The following is a 19,039-nucleotide window of genomic DNA, read 5'->3' on the forward strand; positions in this document are numbered from 1 at the left end:
ACGCCCGCTCTCCGGCAGGAGGGCACCGCGGGGTGCCGGCGCCCGCACGGACGCGGCCCGTACCACCGCTTCCGCCGGCCGGCCCTTCGCCGCGACCGCCACGGTCCTTCGCTCACACGCTCCAGCGCAGCACCGCCCCGAACCCACCGGCGGGGCCGTCCGCCCCCGCGGGCACCATCAGCACCTCGCCGTCCCCCGCCGCTGCCGACCGCAGCAGGGCGTCGTCCGCGCGTGCCGGGACGGGTTTCGCCACACCCATCGCCCGAGCCTGACCGCGTTGTACGGCCACGTCGTCCGCGCCCGGACCGATCCACACCTCGCGGGACGCGTCCGACGCGCCACGCGCCACCAGCAGGGTGGCCACCTGATGGCTGCGCACCGCGTCGACGACCGCGGGGATCCCTTCCGCTGCGCCTCCGAGACCGGTGTCCACGGAGGTCTCGCGGTGCTCCCCCGGTCTGCCGCGGCCCATGCGGAACCGCTCGAGCGCGGACTGGAGCCGGTCGTTCGCGTACTGTTCGCAGGCATCGGCGATCTGCCGGTCCAGCACGGTCGCGGAGCTGCCGGGGGATCTGCTGCCGCTGCCCGCCTCGACGGCGACGGCCCGGATCTGTTCGGGCAGCTTGTTGTGGACGGCCCTGCGCTCGCGCGCGTCTCCGGTCAGTACCAGCAACCGGGCGCCGCTGCCCGGCCACTGTCGGGCGAGCTCGGCGGCGATGGCGTCGGCGGTCTCGTTCCAGCCGTTCTCGACCTTGTTGCGGTAGTGCCACTCCTGGCGGTCCTCCGGAACGCTGCGGTGGCCGCGGCCCTGCCATTCCCTGCCGTTCGCCTGGCCCAGGGACCGGCGGTGCGTCCCGTCGCGGAGCTCGAGGTCGGCGCCGGAGCGGTCGATGTAGGCGACCATGCACGGCGGTGCGTCGCCGCGCAGTTCGGCGAGGGGTGCGATGTGGGGCAGCACGGACCACGTGGCCTCGCTCGCGGCCGGGCCGACGGCGAGCGGGATGTCCAGGAGCACCTCGGCGCCCGCGGCGAAGAGCGCGCGGCCGGGGGGTGCGCCCGACACCGGCTCCTGGGCGAGTCGGTCCATGACCGCCCTGGTCGTGTATCCGTCGGCACCCGCCTCGATCAACTGCGAGGCGACGGACCGCTCGCGGAGCTCCTGCCGCTTCGCTGCGTCCTCGGTCGCACGTGACGTGTCGATGTACACAGAGGCCCATGGGCCCGGATGTTCGAAGAGCGGTTTGAGAAAACCAAGTTCCATGATCTCCCCCAGGCTCGCAGAAAATGCGCGTAACACCAGATTACGGGCGTATTCGCGTTGTGCTCTGTCGGAGAAGGGGGGAGTGCCGCATGGAACGCGTGGCCGCGTCCGGCGGGGCGTCGGTCCCGTCCCCCGGTGTGCTCTCCGTGCCGGTCCGCCTCCGGGGCGTGTCCGACGGTTCGCAGCCCCGGCACACCCAGGGGACACGCTCACGGACGCCCCGGAGCGTCCGTGAGCGTGGTCCGTCAGCGCTTGCGGCCCTGCTTGGGGTCCAGCAGCCCCGCCTTGCGCAGGGCGTCCGCCATGGCGCTGTTCGCGGGAGCAGGAGCCGACGAGCGGCCACCGCCTCCGCCGCCACGGCGGTCACGACCGCCCTGCCGCTGCTGCGGGGGACGTCCGCCCTGACCGCGGTCGCGACGCTGACCGCCGCCGCCCGCGGTCTGCTGCGTGCCCTCGTCGTCCAGCCGCAGCGTCAGGGAGATCCGCTTGCGGGGGATGTCGACGTCGAGCACTTTCACCTTCACGACGTCACCGGGCTTCACCACGTCCCGCGGGTCCTTGACGAACGTATGGGACATCGCCGAGACGTGGACGAGGCCGTCCTGGTGGACGCCGACGTCCACGAACGCGCCGAACGCCGCCACGTTCGTGACGACCCCCTCCAGCACCATGCCCGGGGCCAGGTCCGAGAGTTTCTCGACGCCCTCCTTGAAGGTCGCCGTCCGGAACGCAGGCCGGGGGTCGCGCCCCGGCTTCTCCAGCTCCCGCAGGATGTCCGTCACGGTCGGCAGTCCGAACGTGTCGTCGACGAACCGGTCCGCGCGCAGCGACCGCAACACGCCCGTGTTGCCGATCAGCGACGCCACCTCGCTTCCCGTGCTCTTCACCATCCGCCGCACCACGGGATAGGCCTCCGGGTGCACACTGGACGCGTCCAGCGGGTCCTCCCCGCCACGGATACGCAGGAAGCCGGCGCACTGCTCGTACGCCTTGGGGCCGAGCCGCGCCACGTCCTTGAGCTGGCGGCGCGACCGGAACGGGCCGTTCGCATCGCGGTGCGCCACGATGTTCTCCGCCAACCCGGCGCCGATGCCCGACACCCGTGAAAGCAGTGGTGCGGAAGCGGTGTTGACGTCGACGCCGACGCCGTTCACACAGTCCTCGACCACCGCGTCCAGGGAACGCGAGAGCTTCACCTCGGACAGGTCGTGCTGGTACTGGCCGACGCCGATGGACTTCGGATCGATCTTCACGAGCTCGGCCAGCGGGTCCTGCAGCCGCCGCGCGATCGACACCGCGCCGCGCAGCGAGACGTCCAGGCCCGGCAGTTCCTGGGACGCGAACGCGGAAGCCGAGTACACGGAAGCGCCGGCCTCCGACACCATCACCTTGGTCAGCTTCAACTCCGGGTGCTTGGCGATGAGTTCACCGGCCAGCTTGTCCGTTTCGCGCGACGCCGTGCCGTTGCCGATGGCGACGAGCTCGACGGTGTGCTCCTTTGCCAGCCGGGCGAGCTTCGCCAGGGACTCGTCCCACTTGTTGGCGGGCACATGGGGGTGGATCGTGTCGGTGGCGACGACCTTGCCGGTCGCGTCCACGACCGCCACCTTCACGCCCGTCCGGAAGCCGGGGTCGAGGCCCAGCGTCGCCCGCGTACCGGCCGGCGCGGCCAGCAGCAGGTCCCTCAGGTTGGCCGCGAAGACGCGCACCGCCTCGTCCTCCGCGGCCGTGCGCAGCCGCAGCCGCAGGTCGATCCCGAGGTGGACGAGGATCCGGGTGCGCCAGGCCCAGCGCACCGTGTCCGCCAGCCACTTGTCGGCCGGGCGGCCGCGGTCGGTGATGCCGAAGCGACGGGCGACCATGCCCTCGTACGTGGCGGGGCCGGCTTCGGCCGAGGGCTCCTCGGGCTCCAGCACCAGGTCGAGGACCTCTTCCTTCTCCCCGCGTAGCATCGCCAGCACCCGGTGCGAGGGGAGTTCGGCGAACGGCTCGGCGAAGTCGAAGTAGTCGGCGAACTTCGCGCCCGCCTCCTCCTTGCCGTCCCGCACCTTCGCGGCGAGCCTGCCGCGCTTCCACATGCGCTCGCGCAGCTCGCCGATGAGGTCGGCGTCCTCCGAGAACCGCTCGGTGAGGATGGCCCGCGCGCCGTCCAGCGCGGCCGCCGGGTCCGCGACGCCCTTGTCCGGGTCGGCGAACGCGGCTGCCGCGGCGAGCGGATCGACCGACGGATCGGTCAGCAGGCCCTCGGCGAGCGGCTCCAGCCCGGCCTCCCGGGCGATCTGCGCCTTGGTGCGCCGCTTGGGCTTGAACGGCAGGTAGATGTCCTCCAAGCGGGCCTTGGTGTCGGCTGCCCGGATCCGTGCTTCCAGTTCGTCATCGAGCTTGCCCTGCTCGCGCACGGACTCCAGGACCGAGGCGCGCCGCTCCTCCAGCTCCCTCAGATAGCGCAGCCGCTCCTCGAGCGTGCGCAGCTGAGCGTCGTCGAGCATTTCGGTCGCTTCCTTGCGGTAGCGCGCGATGAACGGGACGGTCGACCCGCCGTCCAGCAGCTCGACGGCCGCCTTCACCTGCCGCTCCCGTACGCCGAGCTCCTCGGCGATCCTGCCTTCGATGGACGTCGTCACGGTTCCCCGACTCGCCTTCTGCTGCTGGCTGTACCCAGGGTCCCGCGCTCCTGACCGCGCGACCCCTCTCACCTGCATTCTGCCGGGTGGCGGGGTGCGGTGTCGCGCGCCCCCTCCGAGGTCAGCCGGTGCCCGTCAGGTTCGCGGGGAAAGCACCCGCGGCCACGGCGGTCATCAGGAATCCCCTGGACAGTTCGGTGAGCCGGGCGACGCCGTCGGCGCCGAGGTGTTCGTACGGGGCGATGTCGAGCAGGTCGGTTCGGTCCTCCAGCTCCGCCCGCAACGCCGTGCCCGCCTCGGTCAGTTCGCCCCCGGCGTCGAGCAGTCCGCGCTCGCGCAGCCGGTCCGACGCGGTCTCCCACTCGCTTCGCCGCCACCCACGGCTGGCGAGGATCCAGCGCGGGGACATCCCCTTGCCGGTCGCGGTGTGGCTGACCAGGGCCTCCAGCGGGTCGAGCTCCGCGTGCAGCAGGGCGGCCAGGTGCCCGTCGCCGCGATGCTCGCGCAGCAGGGTCGCGGCGTGCCAGAAGGCGAGGTGGGGTTCCTCGGGCACGGGCAGGTCGGCGTGGGCCGCGTACAGCGGTCGGGCGTGCCGGGTGCACGCCTCGGTGGCGTGTAGTGCCAGCCGGGCGGCCTCCGCCATCTCCGGGGAGGCCACCGTGTCGCCGAACAGCCGCCGCAGCGTCGCGTCCACCGCGCGCAGCCGGGCGTCCAGCACCGCCTGTGGCGAGGTGGTCTCCCACACGGCCGGGACGTGCCGGGCGATGAGCTCGTGGTTGAAGTTGTAGAAGGTGGCGGTCACGGTGCCCGGACCCACGGCGCCCATGGCGGCGGAGCGGCCGGCGAGGTAGGCGGCGCTCTGGTCCTCGACGCCGAGCGCGGCCAGTTCCTTGGCGAAGTCGGGCGAGAAGTACAGAGTGGCGTGCAGCGGGTTCACGGCGTTGTGGCAGCGGCGGCCCGCACGCGGCGGCAGAGAGGTCATGCCTGGAGGTTACCGACTGGTTGGTACGGCGTGAAGGTCAGGACTCTGCCGGGCAGGATGGCAGGAAAGGTGGGGAAGTCGTCATTGCCGTCATCCCGTTCGGGTTCCACGATGGAGGAATGCCAGAGCGGAACGTGCTGATCGCCCTGTTCGACGGCGTGCAGAGTCTCGACGTCACCGGCCCCCTCGAGGTGTTCGCGGGGGCCAACCAGTGCCCCGCCGCCCTGATCGGCTACCGCATCCGTACGGCCTCCCTCGACGGGGGACCGGTGCGTACGTCCAGCGGGCTCACCCTCGTCCCCGACGGCGTGCTCCGCGACGAGCCGGGGCCGCACACCCTGATCGTCCCGGGCGGAGAGGGGACCCTGGACCCGGACCCGGCACTGGTCGACTGGCTCAGGGCGTCCGCCCCGTCTGCCGAACGCCTCGTCTCCGTCTGCTCAGGCGCGCTGGTGCTGGCCGCGGCGGGCCTCCTCGACGGCCACCGCGCCACCACCCACTGGTCCCTCTGCGACCGGCTGGCCCGCGACCACCCGGATGTCGAGGTCGACCCCGAGCCGATCTTCGTGAGGGACGGCAGGCTCGCCACCTCGGCCGGGGTGACCGCCGGGATCGACCTGGCGCTCGCCCTGGTCGAGGACGACCTCGGTCGGGACGCGGCACTGACCATCGCCCGCCATCTCGTGGTGTTCCTCCGCCGGCCCGGCAACCAGTCGCAGTTCAGCGTCCAGCTCGCCACGCAGACCGCCCAGCGTCGACCGCTGCGCGAGGTGCAGCAGTGGATCAGTGAGCATCCCGGCGGCGACCTGTCGGTCGAGGCGCTCGCCGCCCGTGCCCGGCTGTCCCCACGCCAGTTCGCGCGCGCTTTCCGTGCGGAGACCGGAACGACCCCGGGCCGGTACGTCGAACGCGTCCGCATCGAGCACGCCCGGCGGCTGCTGGAGGACACCGTGGAAGGAGTCGCGGAGATCTCCCGCGCGAGCGGTTACGGCACTCCCGAAGCGATGCGACGCGCCTTCGTGAAGACCCTCGGAACGGCGCCCGCCGAGTACCGCCGCCGCTTCCGCGCCCCCGGAACCACCGTCCACTGAGACCGCCCCGGAACCACCGTCCACCGACAACGGGAGGACCCCCGTGCAGACCGCCATCCTGCTCTACGACCGCTTCACCGCCCTGGACGCCGTCGGCGCGTTCGAAGTGCTGAGCCGGCTACCGAACGCCGAGACCGTCTTCGTCGCGGAGGAGGCTGGGCCCGTGCGCAACGACCAGGACAACCTCTCGCTGGTCGCTGACCTCGGCCTCGCCGAGGTGACCGCCCCGGACATCGTGCTCGTTCCGGGCGGTCCCGACCCGCGGCACGTGTTGGAGAACGCCGCGGTGCTGGACTGGCTGCGATCCGTCGATCCGGGTACCACGTGGACCACGTCGGTGTGTACCGGGTCGCTCGTGCTCGGCGCGGCCGGACTGCTCCAGGGACGTCGCGCCACCAGCCACTGGCTCGCCCTGGACCGGCTCCGCGCGTTCGGCGCCGAGCCGACTGGCGAGCGCGTCGTCTTCGACGGAAAGTACGTCACCGGTGCCGGGGTCTCCGCAGGCATCGACATGGCACTCCACCTGCTGGGCCGGATCGCCGGCGACACGGTCGCCCAGTCCGTTCAGCTCCTCACCGAATACGACCCGCAGCCGCCCTACGACGCGGGCTCGCCCGACACGGCGCCGGCCGACATCGTCGCCCGTTGGCGCAAGGAGCCGGGACGGGTGCTGGCTCCGGCGGACTGACCCCCACCGAACACTGCCGTCACACGGTCCAGTTGAAGCCGGGCTGCCTGCGCTCCAGGAAGGCGGCCACCCCTTCCGCGGGGTCGCTGCTGCCGCGGGCCTGTTCCGCCCAGTACGCGTCCCGGTCGGTGCGGCCCGCGGCGAACTCCTTCGCCGCGGCCTGCGTCAGCTGGGAACGGGACGTCAGGATCCGGGCGAATTCGGCGACGCGTTTGCCCAACTCGCCCGCCGGCAGCACCTCGTCCACCAGCCCGGTGCGCAGTGCCCGGTCGGTACCGATCAACTCTGCGGAGAAGAGCAGGTACTTCGCCGCCGCCGGGCCCACCAGGGACACCAGCCGCCGGGTCGAGGAGGCCGGGTAGACGATGCCCAGCTTCGCGGGGGTGATCCCGAAGGACGCGCCCTCCTCGGCGAACCGCAGGTCGCAGGCCGCGGCCAGCTGGCAGCCGCCGCCGACGCAGTAGCCGCGCACCGCCGCCAGCGTCGGCTTGGGGAAGGCCGCGAGAGCGTCCTCGGCGCGGACGGCGAGGTTCTGGGGGGTCTCTCCGGGAGCGGGCTCGTGCAGCGAGGAGATGTCGGCACCGGCGCAGAAGGTGCTTCCGGCGCCGGTCAGTACGAGCGCCCGCACTTCCGGGGCGTGCGTCAGCCGTTCCAGCAGCCCGGGCAACGCGCGCCACATGTCGGCGGTCATCGCGTTGCGCTTGGCGGGGTTGCTGATGACGACGGTGGCGACCCCGTCCGCGACGGTGTGCTCCAGGTGCGGCTCCATGGGGCGGATGCTATCGGCCACGGACGTGCCGGCGATCACGGCGGTGGCGTCGGTGGATCGGACGCCACCGTGGACGCACCGATCAAAGAGCTCGCTTGATCGAGCGACTGCGATTGAATTCCATCGATGATGGATGACTTTCGTTCAGCAGGCCGGTCCGGACCAACCCCTTCCCAACACTCGGTACACAACCGTTCGCAGTGACGTGTCAGAGGGTGGGTGGTGCGGCACCATGGAGAGCCCCGGGGGCGTCCCGGCCCGGCCGCTGTCGTACGAAGGCCTCTGGCGGTTCAGCACTCCTGCGATCGACGTATCGGTGCCACAGGCGCGCCACGCCGTCCGCGATCTGATCCTCCGGCAGGGCGTACCGATCCACGACGACGTCCTCCAGGGACTGCTGCTGATCGTCTCCGAACTCGTCACGAACGCCGTGCGGCACGCCGCGCTCCTCTCGCCCGAGCTCACGGTGGAGGTGGCGATCGGGGCCGCGTGGGTCAGGGTGGCCGTCGAGGACGACCACCCCTACCGGCCCAAGGCGCTGGAGACCGACTCCGCCCGTACCGGGGGACGCGGGCTACTCCTGGTGAAGGAGATCACCCAGGAGGCGGGCGGTGAGTGCGACGTCGCGCACACCATGCGGGGCGGGAAGATCGTCTGGGCCGCGCTGCCGCTGGTTCCCGTGAGCGGTGCCGCCTCGCCGTAGGGCCGCGGGACCCCACAGTCGGCTACGGCGTACCCGTGGCGGCCACGGCGCCCGGGGCGTCACCGCGATCGGGTCACCACCCCCCGGCCGGGCCCGTGAGCTCGCGGATCGCCGGGCGTGCGGCGTTCAGCACCGTCATGAACCACGCGGAGAAGGTGTCCCTCGCGTGCCTCTCGGCCAATTCCGCCGCCGTCACGAACGCCGTTTCGCCGACCTCCTGCGGGTCCGGCCGCAGTGGTGCCTGCACCATGCCCACGAAGAGGTGGTTGAACTCCTGCTCAACCAGACCGGAGGCGGGGTCGGGGTGGTTGTAGCGAACGGTGCCCGCCTCCGCCATCAGCGACGGGGAGACGCCCAGCTCCTCGTGGGTGCGGCGGGCCGCTGCACTGAAGGGGGACTCACCGGGGTACGGGTGCCCGCAGCAGGTGTTCGACCAGACACCGGGGGAGTGGTACTTCCCGGGCGCACGGCGCTGCAGCAGGAGCCGCCCCTGCTCGTCGAAGAGGAACACGGAGAACGCCCGGTGCAGCTGCCCGGGCGCCTGGTGCGCGGAGAGTTTCTCCGCGGTGCCGATGGTTTGACCGTTCTCGTCGACCAGTTCGAGCAAGATCGGCGGCAGGGTGCCGTTCGGCGAGCTGTTCGCCGCGGTGGCGGGTGTGGTCGGCATAGCCATCCTTCGCATCGGTCCTCGGCCCGGCGGGCGTTCCCTCAGTCTGCCGCACAAAAGCGGCTTGTCAGCACTTCGCCGCCTTGGGCATGTCCGTGCCCGCCGTGTCCGCGGCGTGCCGGGCACGGACATTCGGGTCAGACCCCGAAGGCTGCGGGATAGCTGATCGTGCCCTGCGGTGCCGTTGCGGAACCATCGATGACCAGGGCCATCATCGCCTCGTCGGGCACCGCGAAGCCCGGCGGGTGCCGAACCGGGAAGCGGGCCGGAATCCGAACCGGGGGTACTAGTCCAGATGACCGAGTATCAGGACCAGTTGCTCGCCCTTGGCGGTGGCGTCCGGCGAGGTGCCGGTCTCGGACGAGCCGTCCGCGGCGCTGGCGGCGCGGATCGGTGGCGCAAGGGGCGAGCGCCAGCGTGGGCGCGTCCCCGACCCGGTACCGCGTGAGCAGTGCGTGCGCCGCGATCGAACCGAGCGGTGCCTCGGCCACTTACGACAGGCCCCGGACCCAGGCCGACGGGTCCTCGCGCAGCGCGTCGACGAGGTCCGCCCCGTCAGCAGCGGGGAACACGGCCGTGTTGACGGTGCGCACGGCGGCGGCATCGGCCGCGGTCTCGGGGCGGGTCGACCACCGGGGATCGACGGCCCCCGGGCCGGCCCCGTGCCCGGCTCCTGCTCAGTGGCAGAGTCCGGCCTCGTGCGCGGCATGACCGCTCGGCTCCAACTGGAACGTGCAGTGCTCGACGTCGAAGTGTGAGCCCAGGCAGCCCTGCAGGTCGTGGAGCACCTTCTCGTGACCGATCGCGTCCAGCACGTCCTGCGACACCACCACGTGGGCGGAGAGCACCGGCATCCCGGACGTGATCGTCCAGGCGTGCAGGTCGTGGACGTCCTCGACACCGGGCAGGGCGCGGATGTGCTCGCGCACCTCGTCCATGTCGACGCCCTTCGGCGCCGCCTCCAGCAGGACGTCGAGAGTCTCCCGCAGCAACTTGACCGTGCGGGGCACGATCATCAGACCGATCACCAGGGAGGCGATCGGGTCCGCCGCCTGCCAGCCGGTGGTCAGGATGATCGCCGCCGAAACGAGGACGGCCAGCGACCCCAAGGTGTCCGCGAGGACCTCGAGGTACGCCCCGCGCACGTTGAGGCTCTCGCGTTGGCCGCGCATCAGCAAGAACAGGGACACCATGTTGGCGGCCATGCCGACGATGGCGAAGGCGATGGTCAGCCCGCCCTTGGTCTCGGCCGGGGAGATGAAGCGCTGCACGGCCTCGTACAGCAGGAAGGCGCCGACGCCCAGCAGCAGCAGACAGTTGGCGAGCGCGGCGAGGATCTCCGCCCTGGCGAAGCCGAAGGTGCGGTTCGCCCCGGTCGGGCGGTTCGCGAAGTGGATCGCCAGGAGGGCCATCGCGAGACCCAGACCGTCCGTCGCCATGTGCGCGGCATCGGCGATGAGGGCCAGCGAGTCCGCCAGGATCCCACCGACGATCTCCAAGGTCATCACACTCAGCGTGATCGTGAGCGCAATGCGCAGCCGCCCTCGATACGCGGCACCGGCGGTGCCCGTCGGTGGTGGTCCACCGTGCGTGTGCCCGTGGTCGTGCCCAGCCCCCATGAGGACGCCTCCCGGATGTCCGAACGATCTCTCCGATGAGCCAGTGAACTACGGGTGGGGGGTATCGGGCAACACGACGTTGAACACCGTTGTCATATGCTCTGACCTGCAATTATGTCCGCAGGTCAGAGCATCTTCACATCAGCCTCCGGCAGGCCCGGGGTGACGCAGCAACCAGCCGTCCCACGCAGACTCGACCATCTCCCGCACCCCGTGCGAAGCCGCCCAGCCCAGCTGACGTCCCATCCGGTCCACGCACGCCACGGCCCGCGCGGCGTCCCCGGCACGGCGAGGCTCGACCACCGGTTCCCTCGTGCTCCCGGTGACCTCCCCGACCAACCGGGCCAGCTCGCGCACCGAGACGCCCTCGCCCCGCCCGATGTTCACCGTGAGGTCTCCGGCGCCGCTGACGTCCAGCCTGCGGGCCACTGCCAGGTGGGCGTCGGCGAGGTCGGCCACGTGGATGTAGTCGCGGATGCAGGTGCCGTCCGGGGTCGGGTAGTCGTCTCCGAAGATCCGCGGGGCCTCGCCGCGGGTGATCCGGTCGAAGAACATCGGGACGATGTTGAACACCCCGGTGTCCGAGAGCTCGGGCCGGGCCGTGCCCGCAACGTTGAAGTACCGCAGACAGGCCGTGGCGATGCCGTGTGCCCGTCCCGTCGCCCGCACCAGCCACTCGCCCGTGAGCTTCGTCTCGCCGTACGGATTGATCGGCGCGGTCGGCGTGTCCTCCGTGATGAGGTCCACGTCCGGTACCCCGTACACGGCGGCGGACGAGGAGAAGAGGAAGCGCTTGACCCCTGCCGCGGCGACCGCCTCCAGCAGCACGGTCAGCCCGTGCACGTTCTCCCTGTAGTAGAGCAGCGGCTGCTCCACGGACTCCCCGACCTGCTTCTTCGCCGCGAGGTGCACCACACCCGTGACCGCGTGCTCCACGAAGGCGGCGTCCAGCAGCTCCCGGTCCAGCAGCGAGCCCCTCACCAGCGGTACTCCCTCGGGAAGTCGCGCGGGGATCCCCGTCGAGGCGTCGTCCAGGACGACGACCCGCTCCCCGGCCCCCGTCATGGCGTGCGCCACGTGTGCCCCGATGTACCCCGCCCCACCTGTGATCAGCCATGTCATGGCCGCAACCCTACGGGGTGCCCCCGGTGCGGTTTGTGGGTCGCGCCACTGATCGACAATGATGATCCCGGCCGCACCCCGCGGCCGGGACGGGGCTGCGCCCGGGGCTGCCCGGCCGGAGCAGGCGGCCGGCGGGGGAACGGAGCGCCCTCACCGGGAAACCTCGTGAACTCGCGCTTCCGTTCATCCGATAGCCTCAGCCGGCGTGCCGCCGCCCGGGTCACGGGCGTAGCCGCCGTACCCCCGACCCGTCAGCGCCAAGGAGTGAGTCCGTCTGTCGACCGCCATCCTCACCGGTCCGCCGGTACCCGGATCGTCGCTCGAGGGCGATCTGCGGTCGTTGGGCTTCGACGTCCGCGCCGCTTCGGGCGCTGACGAGGCAGCCGCGCTGCTCACCGCCGTCCCGGCAGCGGAGCGCGTCGCCGTCGTCGACTCCCGCTTCGTCGGGCACGTCCACGCACTCCGTCTCGGTCTGACGGACCCGCGCTTCACGGCCGCTGCGGTACCGGGCGCGGTGACGGCCCGGCCGGAGGCCCGGTCGGCGCTGCTCGCAGCGGTCCGTTCGGCCGCGGTCGCCCGGCCGTCGGCGTCCGCGGGCCCGGCCGGCGACCACCGGCCGGCCATGGCTGCCGGTGCCGACGCCCCCGACGGCGTGCTCACCGACGAGGTCGCGGACGTGCTCGACGCCGGTGGTACGGCCGTGCACCGCCCCGAACTCGGGACGTTGGTCGCCACCGTCCCCGCCGACCCCCAGGCCAGGAACGAGGCCCGGCAGGCCGTCGCGGCGGTCGACGACGAAGCCGTCCGGCTGCGCTCGGCGGTGAAGGCCCGCGACGGCTTCTTCACCACCTTCTGCATCAGCCCCTACTCGCGCTACGTCGCGCGCTGGTGTGCCCGCCGCGGCCTGACCCCCAACCAGGTCACCACCGCCTCGCTGATCACCGCACTGATAGCGGCCGGCTGTGCCGCGACCGGCACCCGCGGGGGTTTCGTCGCGGCCGGCGTACTGCTGATCCTCTCCTTCGTCCTCGACTGTACGGACGGCCAGCTCGCCCGGTACTCGCTGCAGTACTCCACGCTGGGCGCGTGGCTCGACGCCACGTTCGACCGCGCCAAGGAGTACGCCTTCTACGCGGGTCTCGCCCTTGGCGCGGCCCGCGGCGGGGACGACGTCTGGGCCCTCGCGCTCGGCGCGATGGTCCTGCAGACCTGCCGTCACGTCGTCGACTTCTCGTTCAACGAGGCGAACCACGACGCGACGGCGAACACCAGCCCCACCGCGGCCCTCTCCGACCGGCTGGACAGCGTCGGCTGGACGGTGTGGGTGCGTCGCATGATCGTGCTGCCCATCGGTGAACGCTGGGCCATGATCGCGGTGCTCACCGCCCTCACCACGCCCCGCATCACGTTCTACGCGCTTCTCATCGGCTGCGCCTTCGCGGCTGCGTACACCACCGCGGGCCGGGTGCTCCGGTCGCTCACCCGCAAGGCGCGCAGGACCGACCGCGCAGCCGGGGCGCTCGCCGACCTCGCCGACTCCGGACCGCTCGCCGACTGGTTCGCCCGGGCGTTCGCGGGTGCGGCCCGACGGCTGCCGTCCTTCGCTCCCGTGGTGGTCGCCGCACTCGGTGCGGCGGTCGTGACGGCCACCGCCTGGCTCACCCCCTACGGCAGCCCCTGGCCGGTCGCCGCGGCGGTCTGCTACGCCGTGGCCTCGGGCCTCGCCGTCGCCCGCCCGCTCAAGGGTGCCCTCGACTGGCTGGTGCCGCCCGTCTTCCGGGCCGCGGAGTACCTCACGATCCTGGTCCTCGCCCTGCGCGCCGAGGTGAGCGGAGCCCTTCCCGCGGCGTTCGGCCTGGTGGCCGCGGTCGCCTACCATCACTACGACACGGTGTACCGCATCCGCGGCGGCAGCGGTGCGCCGCCAACCTGGCTGGTCCGTGCGGTCGGCGGGCACGAGGGGCGGACCCTGGCGGTGGCATCGCTGGCCGCCCTGCTCGGTGCCGCGCACTTCCCGATCGCCCTGACGGTCCTCGCGGTCGCCGTGGCACTCCTGGTGCTCGTGGAGTCCATCCGCTTCTGGGTCTCCTCCGGAGCACCCGCCGTACACGACGAAGGAGAACCCGCATGATCGGCCTCGTACTGGCAGCCGGTGCCGGACGCCGTCTGCGTCCCTACACCGACACGCTTCCGAAGGCCCTCGTGCCCGTGGGCCCGGAGCAGGACGGCGCCGCCACGACGGTGCTCGACCTCACCCTGGCCAACTTCGCCGAGGTCGGCCTCACCGAGGTGGCGATCGTCGTGGGCTACCGCAAGGAAGCCGTGTACGCGCGCAAGGACGAGCTGGAAGCCCGCTACGGCCTGAAGCTCACCCTGATCGACAACGACAAGGCCGAGGAGTGGAACAACGCCTACTCCCTGTGGTGCGCGCGTGACGTCCTCAAGCAGGGCGTGATCCTCGCCAACGGGGACACCGTGCACCCCGTCTCCGTGGAGAAGACCCTGCTCGCCGCCCGCGGAGCAGGGCAGAAGATCATCCTCGCCCTGGACACGGTGAAGCACCTCGCCGACGAGGAGATGAAGGTGATCACCGCCGACGGCCAGGGCGTCCGGAAGATCACCAAGCTGATGGACCCCGCCTCCGCCACCGGCGAATACATCGGCGTCACCCTGATCGAGCCCGATGCCGCCGAGGCGCTCGCCGACGCCCTGCGCGCCACCTTCGAGCGCGACCCGGACCTCTACTACGAGGACGGCTACCAGGAGCTCGTGGACCGGGGCTTCCAGATCGACGTGGCCCCCATCGGCGACGTCAAGTGGGTCGAGATCGACAACCACGAGGACCTCGCGAAGGGCCGTGAGATCGCGTGCCTGTACTGACCCGGCTCATTCCCTCGCCCGTCGTCGTCGACATCAGCTGCGGGGCGATGGACGATCTGGCCGGCCTCCTCGCCGACCAGCGCATCTCCGCGTCCGGTGAGTTGGCGGTCGCGATCAGCACCGGCTCGGGCCAGGCGCTGCGCGAGCGGCTGGCCCCGGCGCTGCCCGGTGCCGACTGGTACGAGGTCTCCGACGGCACGATCGACTCCGCGGTGAAACTCGCCGACGACATCAAGGGCAAGCGTCGTTACGACGCGATCGTGGGCCTCGGCGGGGGCAAGATCATCGACGTTGCGAAGTACGCCGCGTCCCGCGTCGGGCTGCCGATGGTCGCCGTCGCCACCAACCTGGCGCACGACGGTCTGTGCTCGCCGATCTCGATCCTGGACAACGACAACGGCCGCGGGTCCTACGGCGTCCCCTCGCCGATCGCGATGGTGATCGACCTGGACGTGGTGCGCGGAGCCCCGGTCCGCTTCGTCCGCTCCGGCATCGGTGACGCGATCTCCAACATCTCCGCGATCGCCGACTGGGAGCTGTCCCACAAGATCACCGGGGAGTCGGTCGACGGCCTGGCCGCCGCCATGGCCCGGACCGCAGGGGAAGCCGTGCTCCGGCACCCCGGGGGAGTCGGCGACGACGAGTTCCTGACCGTGCTCGCCGAGGCGCTGGTGCTCTCCGGCATCGCCATGTCGATCAGCGGCGACTCCCGGCCGTCGTCGGGCGCGTGCCACGAGATCAGCCACGCCTTCGACCTGTTGTACCCCCGGCGGGCCGCCAGCCACGGCGAGCAGGTCGGACTGGGCGCCGCCTTCGCGATGCACCTGCGCGGCGCTCGGGAGCAGTCCGGGCTCTTCGCGGAAGTCCTGCGCAGACACGGGCTGCCCGTGCTCCCCGAGGACCTCGGATTCACCGCGGACGAGTTCGTCCGGGCCGTCGAGTACGCACCGCAGACCCGACCCGGACGTTTCACGATCCTCGAGCACCTCGACCTGTCCACCGACCAGATCAGGGACGCGTACGCCGACTATGCCAAGACCATCCGTAGCTGAACTCCGCCCGGTCGTGCACCCGGCCGGTGTCAAGGACCGGCGCAGCGGCGAGCACTGGGGAGGCCGCCTGTACATGCGCGAAGTCTCCCTGCGCATCACCCGGGTCCTGGTGACCACCAGGGTCACGCCGAACCAGCTGACCTACCTCATGACCCTGGCCGGCGTTCTGGCCCTGCCGGCCCTGCTGATCCCAGGCGTCTGGGGAGCCGTCCTCGGTGTGGTGATGGTCCAGCTCTACCTGCTGCTGGACTGCGTGGACGGAGAGGTCGCCCGCTGGAAGAAGCAGTACTCCCTGTCCGGTGTGTACCTGGACCGGGTCGGCGCCTACCTGTGTGACGCCGCGGTGCTGGTCGGCTTCGGCCTGCGCGCGGCCGACCTGTGGGGCAGCGCGCCGGTCGACTGGCTGTGGGCCTTCCTCGGTACCCTTGCGGCGCTCGGCGCGATCCTGATCAAGGCCGAGACCGACCTGGTCGGAGTCGCCCGGCACCAGGCCGGGATGGAGCCGGTCAAGGACGCGGCGGCCGAGCCGCGCTCGTCCGGGATGGCGCTGGCCCGCCGGGCCGCCGCCGCGTTGAAGTTCCACCGCCTGGTCCTCGGTATCGAGGCGTCCTTCCTCATCCTGGTGCTGGCCGTGGCCGACCAGGTCCGCGGAGACCTGTTCTTCTCCCGCCTCGGCGTCGCGGTGCTGGCCGGCATCGCCCTGCTGCAGACGGTGCTGCACCTGGTGTCCATCCTCGTCTCCAGCAGGCTGAGGTGAGCGCCATGAGGCTCGGTGCCGTCGTCATCACCATGGGCAACCGCCCCGACGACCTGCGCGCGCTGCTGGAGTCCGTCGCCGAGCAGGAGGGCGAACCGGTCGAGGTCGTCGTGGTCGGCAACGGGGCACCGGTGACCGGGGTGGCCGACTTCCCGTTCGTACGGACCGTGGACCTGCCCGAGAACCTCGGCATCCCCGGTGGCCGCAACGTCGGCATCGAAGCCTTCGGACCGTCCGGCGGCGACGTCGACGCACTGCTCTTCCTGGACGATGACGGACTGCTGCCCAACAGCGACACGGCGGAGCTGGTCCGTCGTGCGTTCGAGGAGGACCCGGCCCTCGGGATCGTCAGTTTCCGGATCGCCGACCCGGAGACCGGAGCCACCCAGCGGCGCCACGTCCCCCGACTCCGTGCCTCGGACCCCATGCGCTCATCGCGCGTGACGACCTTCCTGGGCGGCGCCAACGCGGTCCGCACCACGGTGTTCGCCGAGGTCGGCGGGCTCCCGGACGAATTCTTCTACGCGCACGAGGAGACCGATCTCGCCTGGCGTGCCCTGGACGCGGGTTGGATGATCGACTACCGCTCCGACATGGTGCTGTTCCACCCGACCACACTGCCGTCACGGCACGCGGTCTACCACCGCATGGTGGCCCGCAACAGGGTGTGGCTGGCCCGTCGCCGTCTGCCCGCCCCCCTGGTGCCGCTGTACCTGGGGGTGTGGATTCTTCTCACATTGGCGAGGCGGCCTTCCATGTCGGCCCTCAAGGCGTGGTTCGGTGGATTCAGCGAAGGCTGGACGACTCCCTGCGGGCCCCGCAAGCCCATGAAGTGGCGTACGGTATGGCGGCTGACCCGACTGGGCCGCCCGCCCATCGTCTGACGGGCCCGGATCTGAGAGCATCGGGCATGCTCCGGGTCCTGGCCGCCACCTGAACGCCCGACTGCCACGCATCTTGAACACGAAAGTTTCAACTTGTGAGTGACACAACCCATGACGGTGCGATCATGACGAGCGCCCCGCCATCTCCCGACGCCGGGCTCACCCCGGCTCAGCTGGCCGCCAAGTACGGCCTGTCGGTGAGCGGCGCACGGCCGGGGCTCGTGGAGTACGTCAGGCAGCTGTGGGGCCGCCGCCACTTCATCCTGGCCTTCTCCTCCGCGAAGCTCACGGCCCAGTACAGCCAGGCCAAGCTCGGTCAGCTGTGGCAGGTCGCGACCCCCCTGCTCAACGCGTTCGTCTACTACCTGATCTTCGGGCTCATCCTGGGGGCCGGACGCGGGATGTCCAAGGAGGTCTACATCCCGTTCCTGGTGACCGGGGTGTTCGTCTTCACCTTCACCCAGACGTCGGTGATGGCGGGTGTGCGGGCGATCTCCGGCAACCTGGGCCTGGTCCGCGCCCTGCACTTCCCGCGCGCCTCGCTGCCCATCTCCTTCGCGCTCCAGCAGCTCCAGCAGTTGCTGTTCTCCATGATCGTGCTGGTGCTCGTCGCGGTCGCCTTCGGCAGCTACCCGTCGATGAGCTGGCTGCTGGTCGTCCCGGCGCTGGCGATGCAGTTCGTGTTCAACATCGGCCTCGCCCTGATCATGGCCCGGTGGGGGAGCAAGACCCCCGACCTGGCGCAGCTCATGCCCTTCATCATGCGCACCTGGATGTACGGCTCCGGCGTCATGTTCTCCATCTCGGTGATGCTCAAGGGCAAGCCGGCCTGGATCGCCGACGTCCTGATGTACAACCCCGCGGCGATCTACATGGACCTCATGCGCTTCGCCCTGATCGACGGGTACGGCTCGTCGAACCTGCCCTCGCACGTCTGGCTGGCCGCACTGCTCTGGGCGGTCCTCCTCGGCGTCCTCGGGTTCGTGTACTTCTGGAAGGCAGAGGAGCGCTACGGCCGTGGCTGACGACATCAAGGCCCTGGGTGACGCCCGTGTCCCCACCGTCATCGCCGACGACGTGCACATCGTGTACCGCGTCAACGGTGCCGGCGGCGGCAAGGTCAGTGCGACCGCGGCGCTCAGCCGGATACTCAAGGGGGACCGCGGCGAGGGCCGGGGCGTCCGCAAGGTCCACGCCGTCAAGGGGGTCACATTCACCGCCTACCGCGGCGAAGCGATCGGCTTGATCGGTACCAACGGGTCCGGCAAGTCGACGCTGCTGCGTGCCATCGCCGGACTGCTCCCCACGGAGAGCGGCAAGGTGTACACCGACGGTCAGCCGTCCCTGTTGGGCGTCAACGCGGCCCTCATGGGGGACCTGACCGGCGAACGCAACGTCATCCTCGGTGGGCTGGCCATGGGCATGTCGCGCGAGGAGGTCCGCGAGCGGTACCAGGAGATCGTCGACTTCTCGGGGATCAACGAGAAGGGCGATTTCATCACCCTGCCCATGCGCACCTACTCGTCCGGAATGGGAGCCAGGCTCCGGTTCGCGATCGCCGCGGCCAAGGACCACGACGTCCTGATGATCGACGAGGCGTTGGCCACCGGCGACCGCAAGTTCCAGATCCGCTCCGAGGAGCGCATCCGTGAGCTCCGCGAACACGCAGGCACGGTCTTCCTGGTCAGTCACAGCCTCGGTTCGATCAGGGACACCTGTGACCGGGTCCTGTGGCTGGAGAAGGGCGAGCTGTTGATGGACGGACCGACCGCCGAGGTCCTCAAGGCGTACGAGAAGGAGACCGGCAAGTAGCGACGGTCCCGCGCCTCGGGGGGGGGCCCCCCCGAGGGCCCCCGCGGGGACCCCCCCCCTTTCGGCATGGCGTCCATCGGGTAGTGCCCCCGTCTTTGTCTCACCCCCCCCTCCTCCTCCACCAACAC

General features: G+C 71.1%; 17 protein-coding genes. 10 read left to right on the top strand and 7 right to left on the bottom strand.

Translation table 11 applies throughout. The features are described from left to right. Positions 1 to 112: 112 nt before the first annotated feature. From ACFXOM_RS20260 to ACFXOM_RS20270, 3 genes are all read right to left on the bottom strand, one after another. Entirely contained in the window at positions 113 to 1,261 is a 1,149-nt protein-coding gene (locus ACFXOM_RS20260) for a hypothetical protein (protein WP_384930644.1), read from the bottom strand. Positions 1,262 to 1,506: 245 nt separating this feature from the next. Beyond that, positions 1,507 to 3,885, bottom strand: a complete 2,379-nt coding sequence (locus ACFXOM_RS20265) for a Tex family protein (protein WP_384945756.1) — start codon at positions 3,883 to 3,885, stop codon at positions 1,507 to 1,509. 121 nt (positions 3,886 to 4,006) lie between these two features. Beyond that, positions 4,007 to 4,867, bottom strand: coding sequence for a hypothetical protein (locus ACFXOM_RS20270; protein ID WP_384930638.1), 861 nt, complete (start codon positions 4,865 to 4,867; stop codon positions 4,007 to 4,009). 119 nt (positions 4,868 to 4,986) lie between these two features. On the opposite strand from ACFXOM_RS20270, the gene ACFXOM_RS20275 reads away from it, so the two are divergent. Then, positions 4,987 to 5,958 carry a GlxA family transcriptional regulator gene (locus ACFXOM_RS20275; protein WP_384945754.1) on the top strand — a complete coding sequence of 324 codons (972 nt, stop codon included), beginning with the start codon at positions 4,987 to 4,989 and terminating at the stop codon, positions 5,956 to 5,958. A gap of 43 nt (positions 5,959 to 6,001) precedes the next feature. Then, on the top strand, positions 6,002 to 6,646 hold the full coding sequence (locus tag ACFXOM_RS20280) for a DJ-1/PfpI family protein (protein ID WP_384930633.1): 645 nt from the start codon (positions 6,002 to 6,004) through the stop codon (positions 6,644 to 6,646). Positions 6,647 to 6,665: 19 nt separating this feature from the next. Here ACFXOM_RS20280 and ACFXOM_RS20285 read toward each other — a convergent pair whose 3' ends face one another. Further along, on the bottom strand, positions 6,666 to 7,415 hold the full coding sequence (locus tag ACFXOM_RS20285) for an enoyl-CoA hydratase/isomerase family protein (RefSeq protein ID WP_384945751.1): 750 nt from the start codon (positions 7,413 to 7,415) through the stop codon (positions 6,666 to 6,668). A gap of 232 nt (positions 7,416 to 7,647) precedes the next feature. On the opposite strand from ACFXOM_RS20285, the gene ACFXOM_RS20290 reads away from it, so the two are divergent. After that, the gene (locus tag ACFXOM_RS20290; protein WP_384930628.1) at positions 7,648 to 8,118 is read left to right on the top strand and encodes an ATP-binding protein; all 471 of its coding nucleotides are present in this window, start codon (positions 7,648 to 7,650) and stop codon (positions 8,116 to 8,118) included. A gap of 73 nt (positions 8,119 to 8,191) precedes the next feature. Here ACFXOM_RS20290 and idi read toward each other — a convergent pair whose 3' ends face one another. The 3 genes from idi to galE form a co-directional block, all read right to left on the bottom strand. Next, positions 8,192 to 8,785 carry an isopentenyl-diphosphate Delta-isomerase gene (gene idi, locus ACFXOM_RS20295; protein ID WP_384930625.1) on the bottom strand — a complete coding sequence of 198 codons (594 nt, stop codon included), beginning with the start codon at positions 8,783 to 8,785 and terminating at the stop codon, positions 8,192 to 8,194. A 677-nt stretch (positions 8,786 to 9,462) separates the two neighbouring features. Further along, positions 9,463 to 10,404, bottom strand: coding sequence for a cation diffusion facilitator family transporter (locus ACFXOM_RS20300; protein WP_384930622.1), 942 nt, complete (start codon positions 10,402 to 10,404; stop codon positions 9,463 to 9,465). A 141-nt stretch (positions 10,405 to 10,545) separates the two neighbouring features. Then, on the bottom strand, positions 10,546 to 11,526 hold the full coding sequence (gene galE, locus ACFXOM_RS20305) for a UDP-glucose 4-epimerase GalE (protein ID WP_384945748.1): 981 nt from the start codon (positions 11,524 to 11,526) through the stop codon (positions 10,546 to 10,548). A gap of 274 nt (positions 11,527 to 11,800) precedes the next feature. Between galE and ACFXOM_RS20310 the strand changes: the two genes are divergently transcribed. From ACFXOM_RS20310 to ACFXOM_RS20340, 7 genes are all read left to right on the top strand, one after another. Continuing rightward, a complete protein-coding gene (locus ACFXOM_RS20310; protein ID WP_384945879.1) occupies positions 11,801 to 13,657 on the top strand; it encodes a DUF5941 domain-containing protein in 1,857 nt (618 codons plus the stop codon). Next, entirely contained in the window at positions 13,654 to 14,406 is a 753-nt protein-coding gene (locus ACFXOM_RS20315; protein WP_384930616.1) for a sugar phosphate nucleotidyltransferase, read from the top strand. The genes ACFXOM_RS20310 and ACFXOM_RS20315 overlap by 4 nt, the downstream gene beginning before the upstream one ends. After that, a complete protein-coding gene (locus ACFXOM_RS20320; protein WP_384930613.1) occupies positions 14,394 to 15,458 on the top strand; it encodes an iron-containing alcohol dehydrogenase family protein in 1,065 nt (354 codons plus the stop codon). Before ACFXOM_RS20315 ends, ACFXOM_RS20320 begins: the two co-directional genes overlap by 13 nt. Beyond that, complete coding sequence (locus ACFXOM_RS20325; protein WP_384930610.1) at positions 15,436 to 16,215, top strand: CDP-alcohol phosphatidyltransferase family protein; 780 nt, start codon at positions 15,436 to 15,438, stop codon at positions 16,213 to 16,215. The genes ACFXOM_RS20320 and ACFXOM_RS20325 overlap by 23 nt, the downstream gene beginning before the upstream one ends. A 5-nt stretch (positions 16,216 to 16,220) precedes the next feature. Then, on the top strand, positions 16,221 to 17,099 hold the full coding sequence (locus ACFXOM_RS20330) for a glycosyltransferase family 2 protein (RefSeq protein ID WP_384930607.1): 879 nt from the start codon (positions 16,221 to 16,223) through the stop codon (positions 17,097 to 17,099). A 95-nt stretch (positions 17,100 to 17,194) separates the two neighbouring features. Continuing rightward, complete coding sequence (locus ACFXOM_RS20335; protein WP_384930604.1) at positions 17,195 to 18,124, top strand: ABC transporter permease; 930 nt, start codon at positions 17,195 to 17,197, stop codon at positions 18,122 to 18,124. After that, the gene (locus ACFXOM_RS20340; protein ID WP_384930601.1) at positions 18,117 to 18,911 is read left to right on the top strand and encodes an ABC transporter ATP-binding protein; all 795 of its coding nucleotides are present in this window, start codon (positions 18,117 to 18,119) and stop codon (positions 18,909 to 18,911) included. Before ACFXOM_RS20335 ends, ACFXOM_RS20340 begins: the two co-directional genes overlap by 8 nt. The last annotated feature ends 128 nt before the right edge of the window (positions 18,912 to 19,039 follow it).

This window comes from Streptomyces sp. NPDC059169 (assembly GCF_042755225.1).
GTDB lineage: Bacteria > Actinomycetota > Actinomycetes > Streptomycetales > Streptomycetaceae > Streptomyces.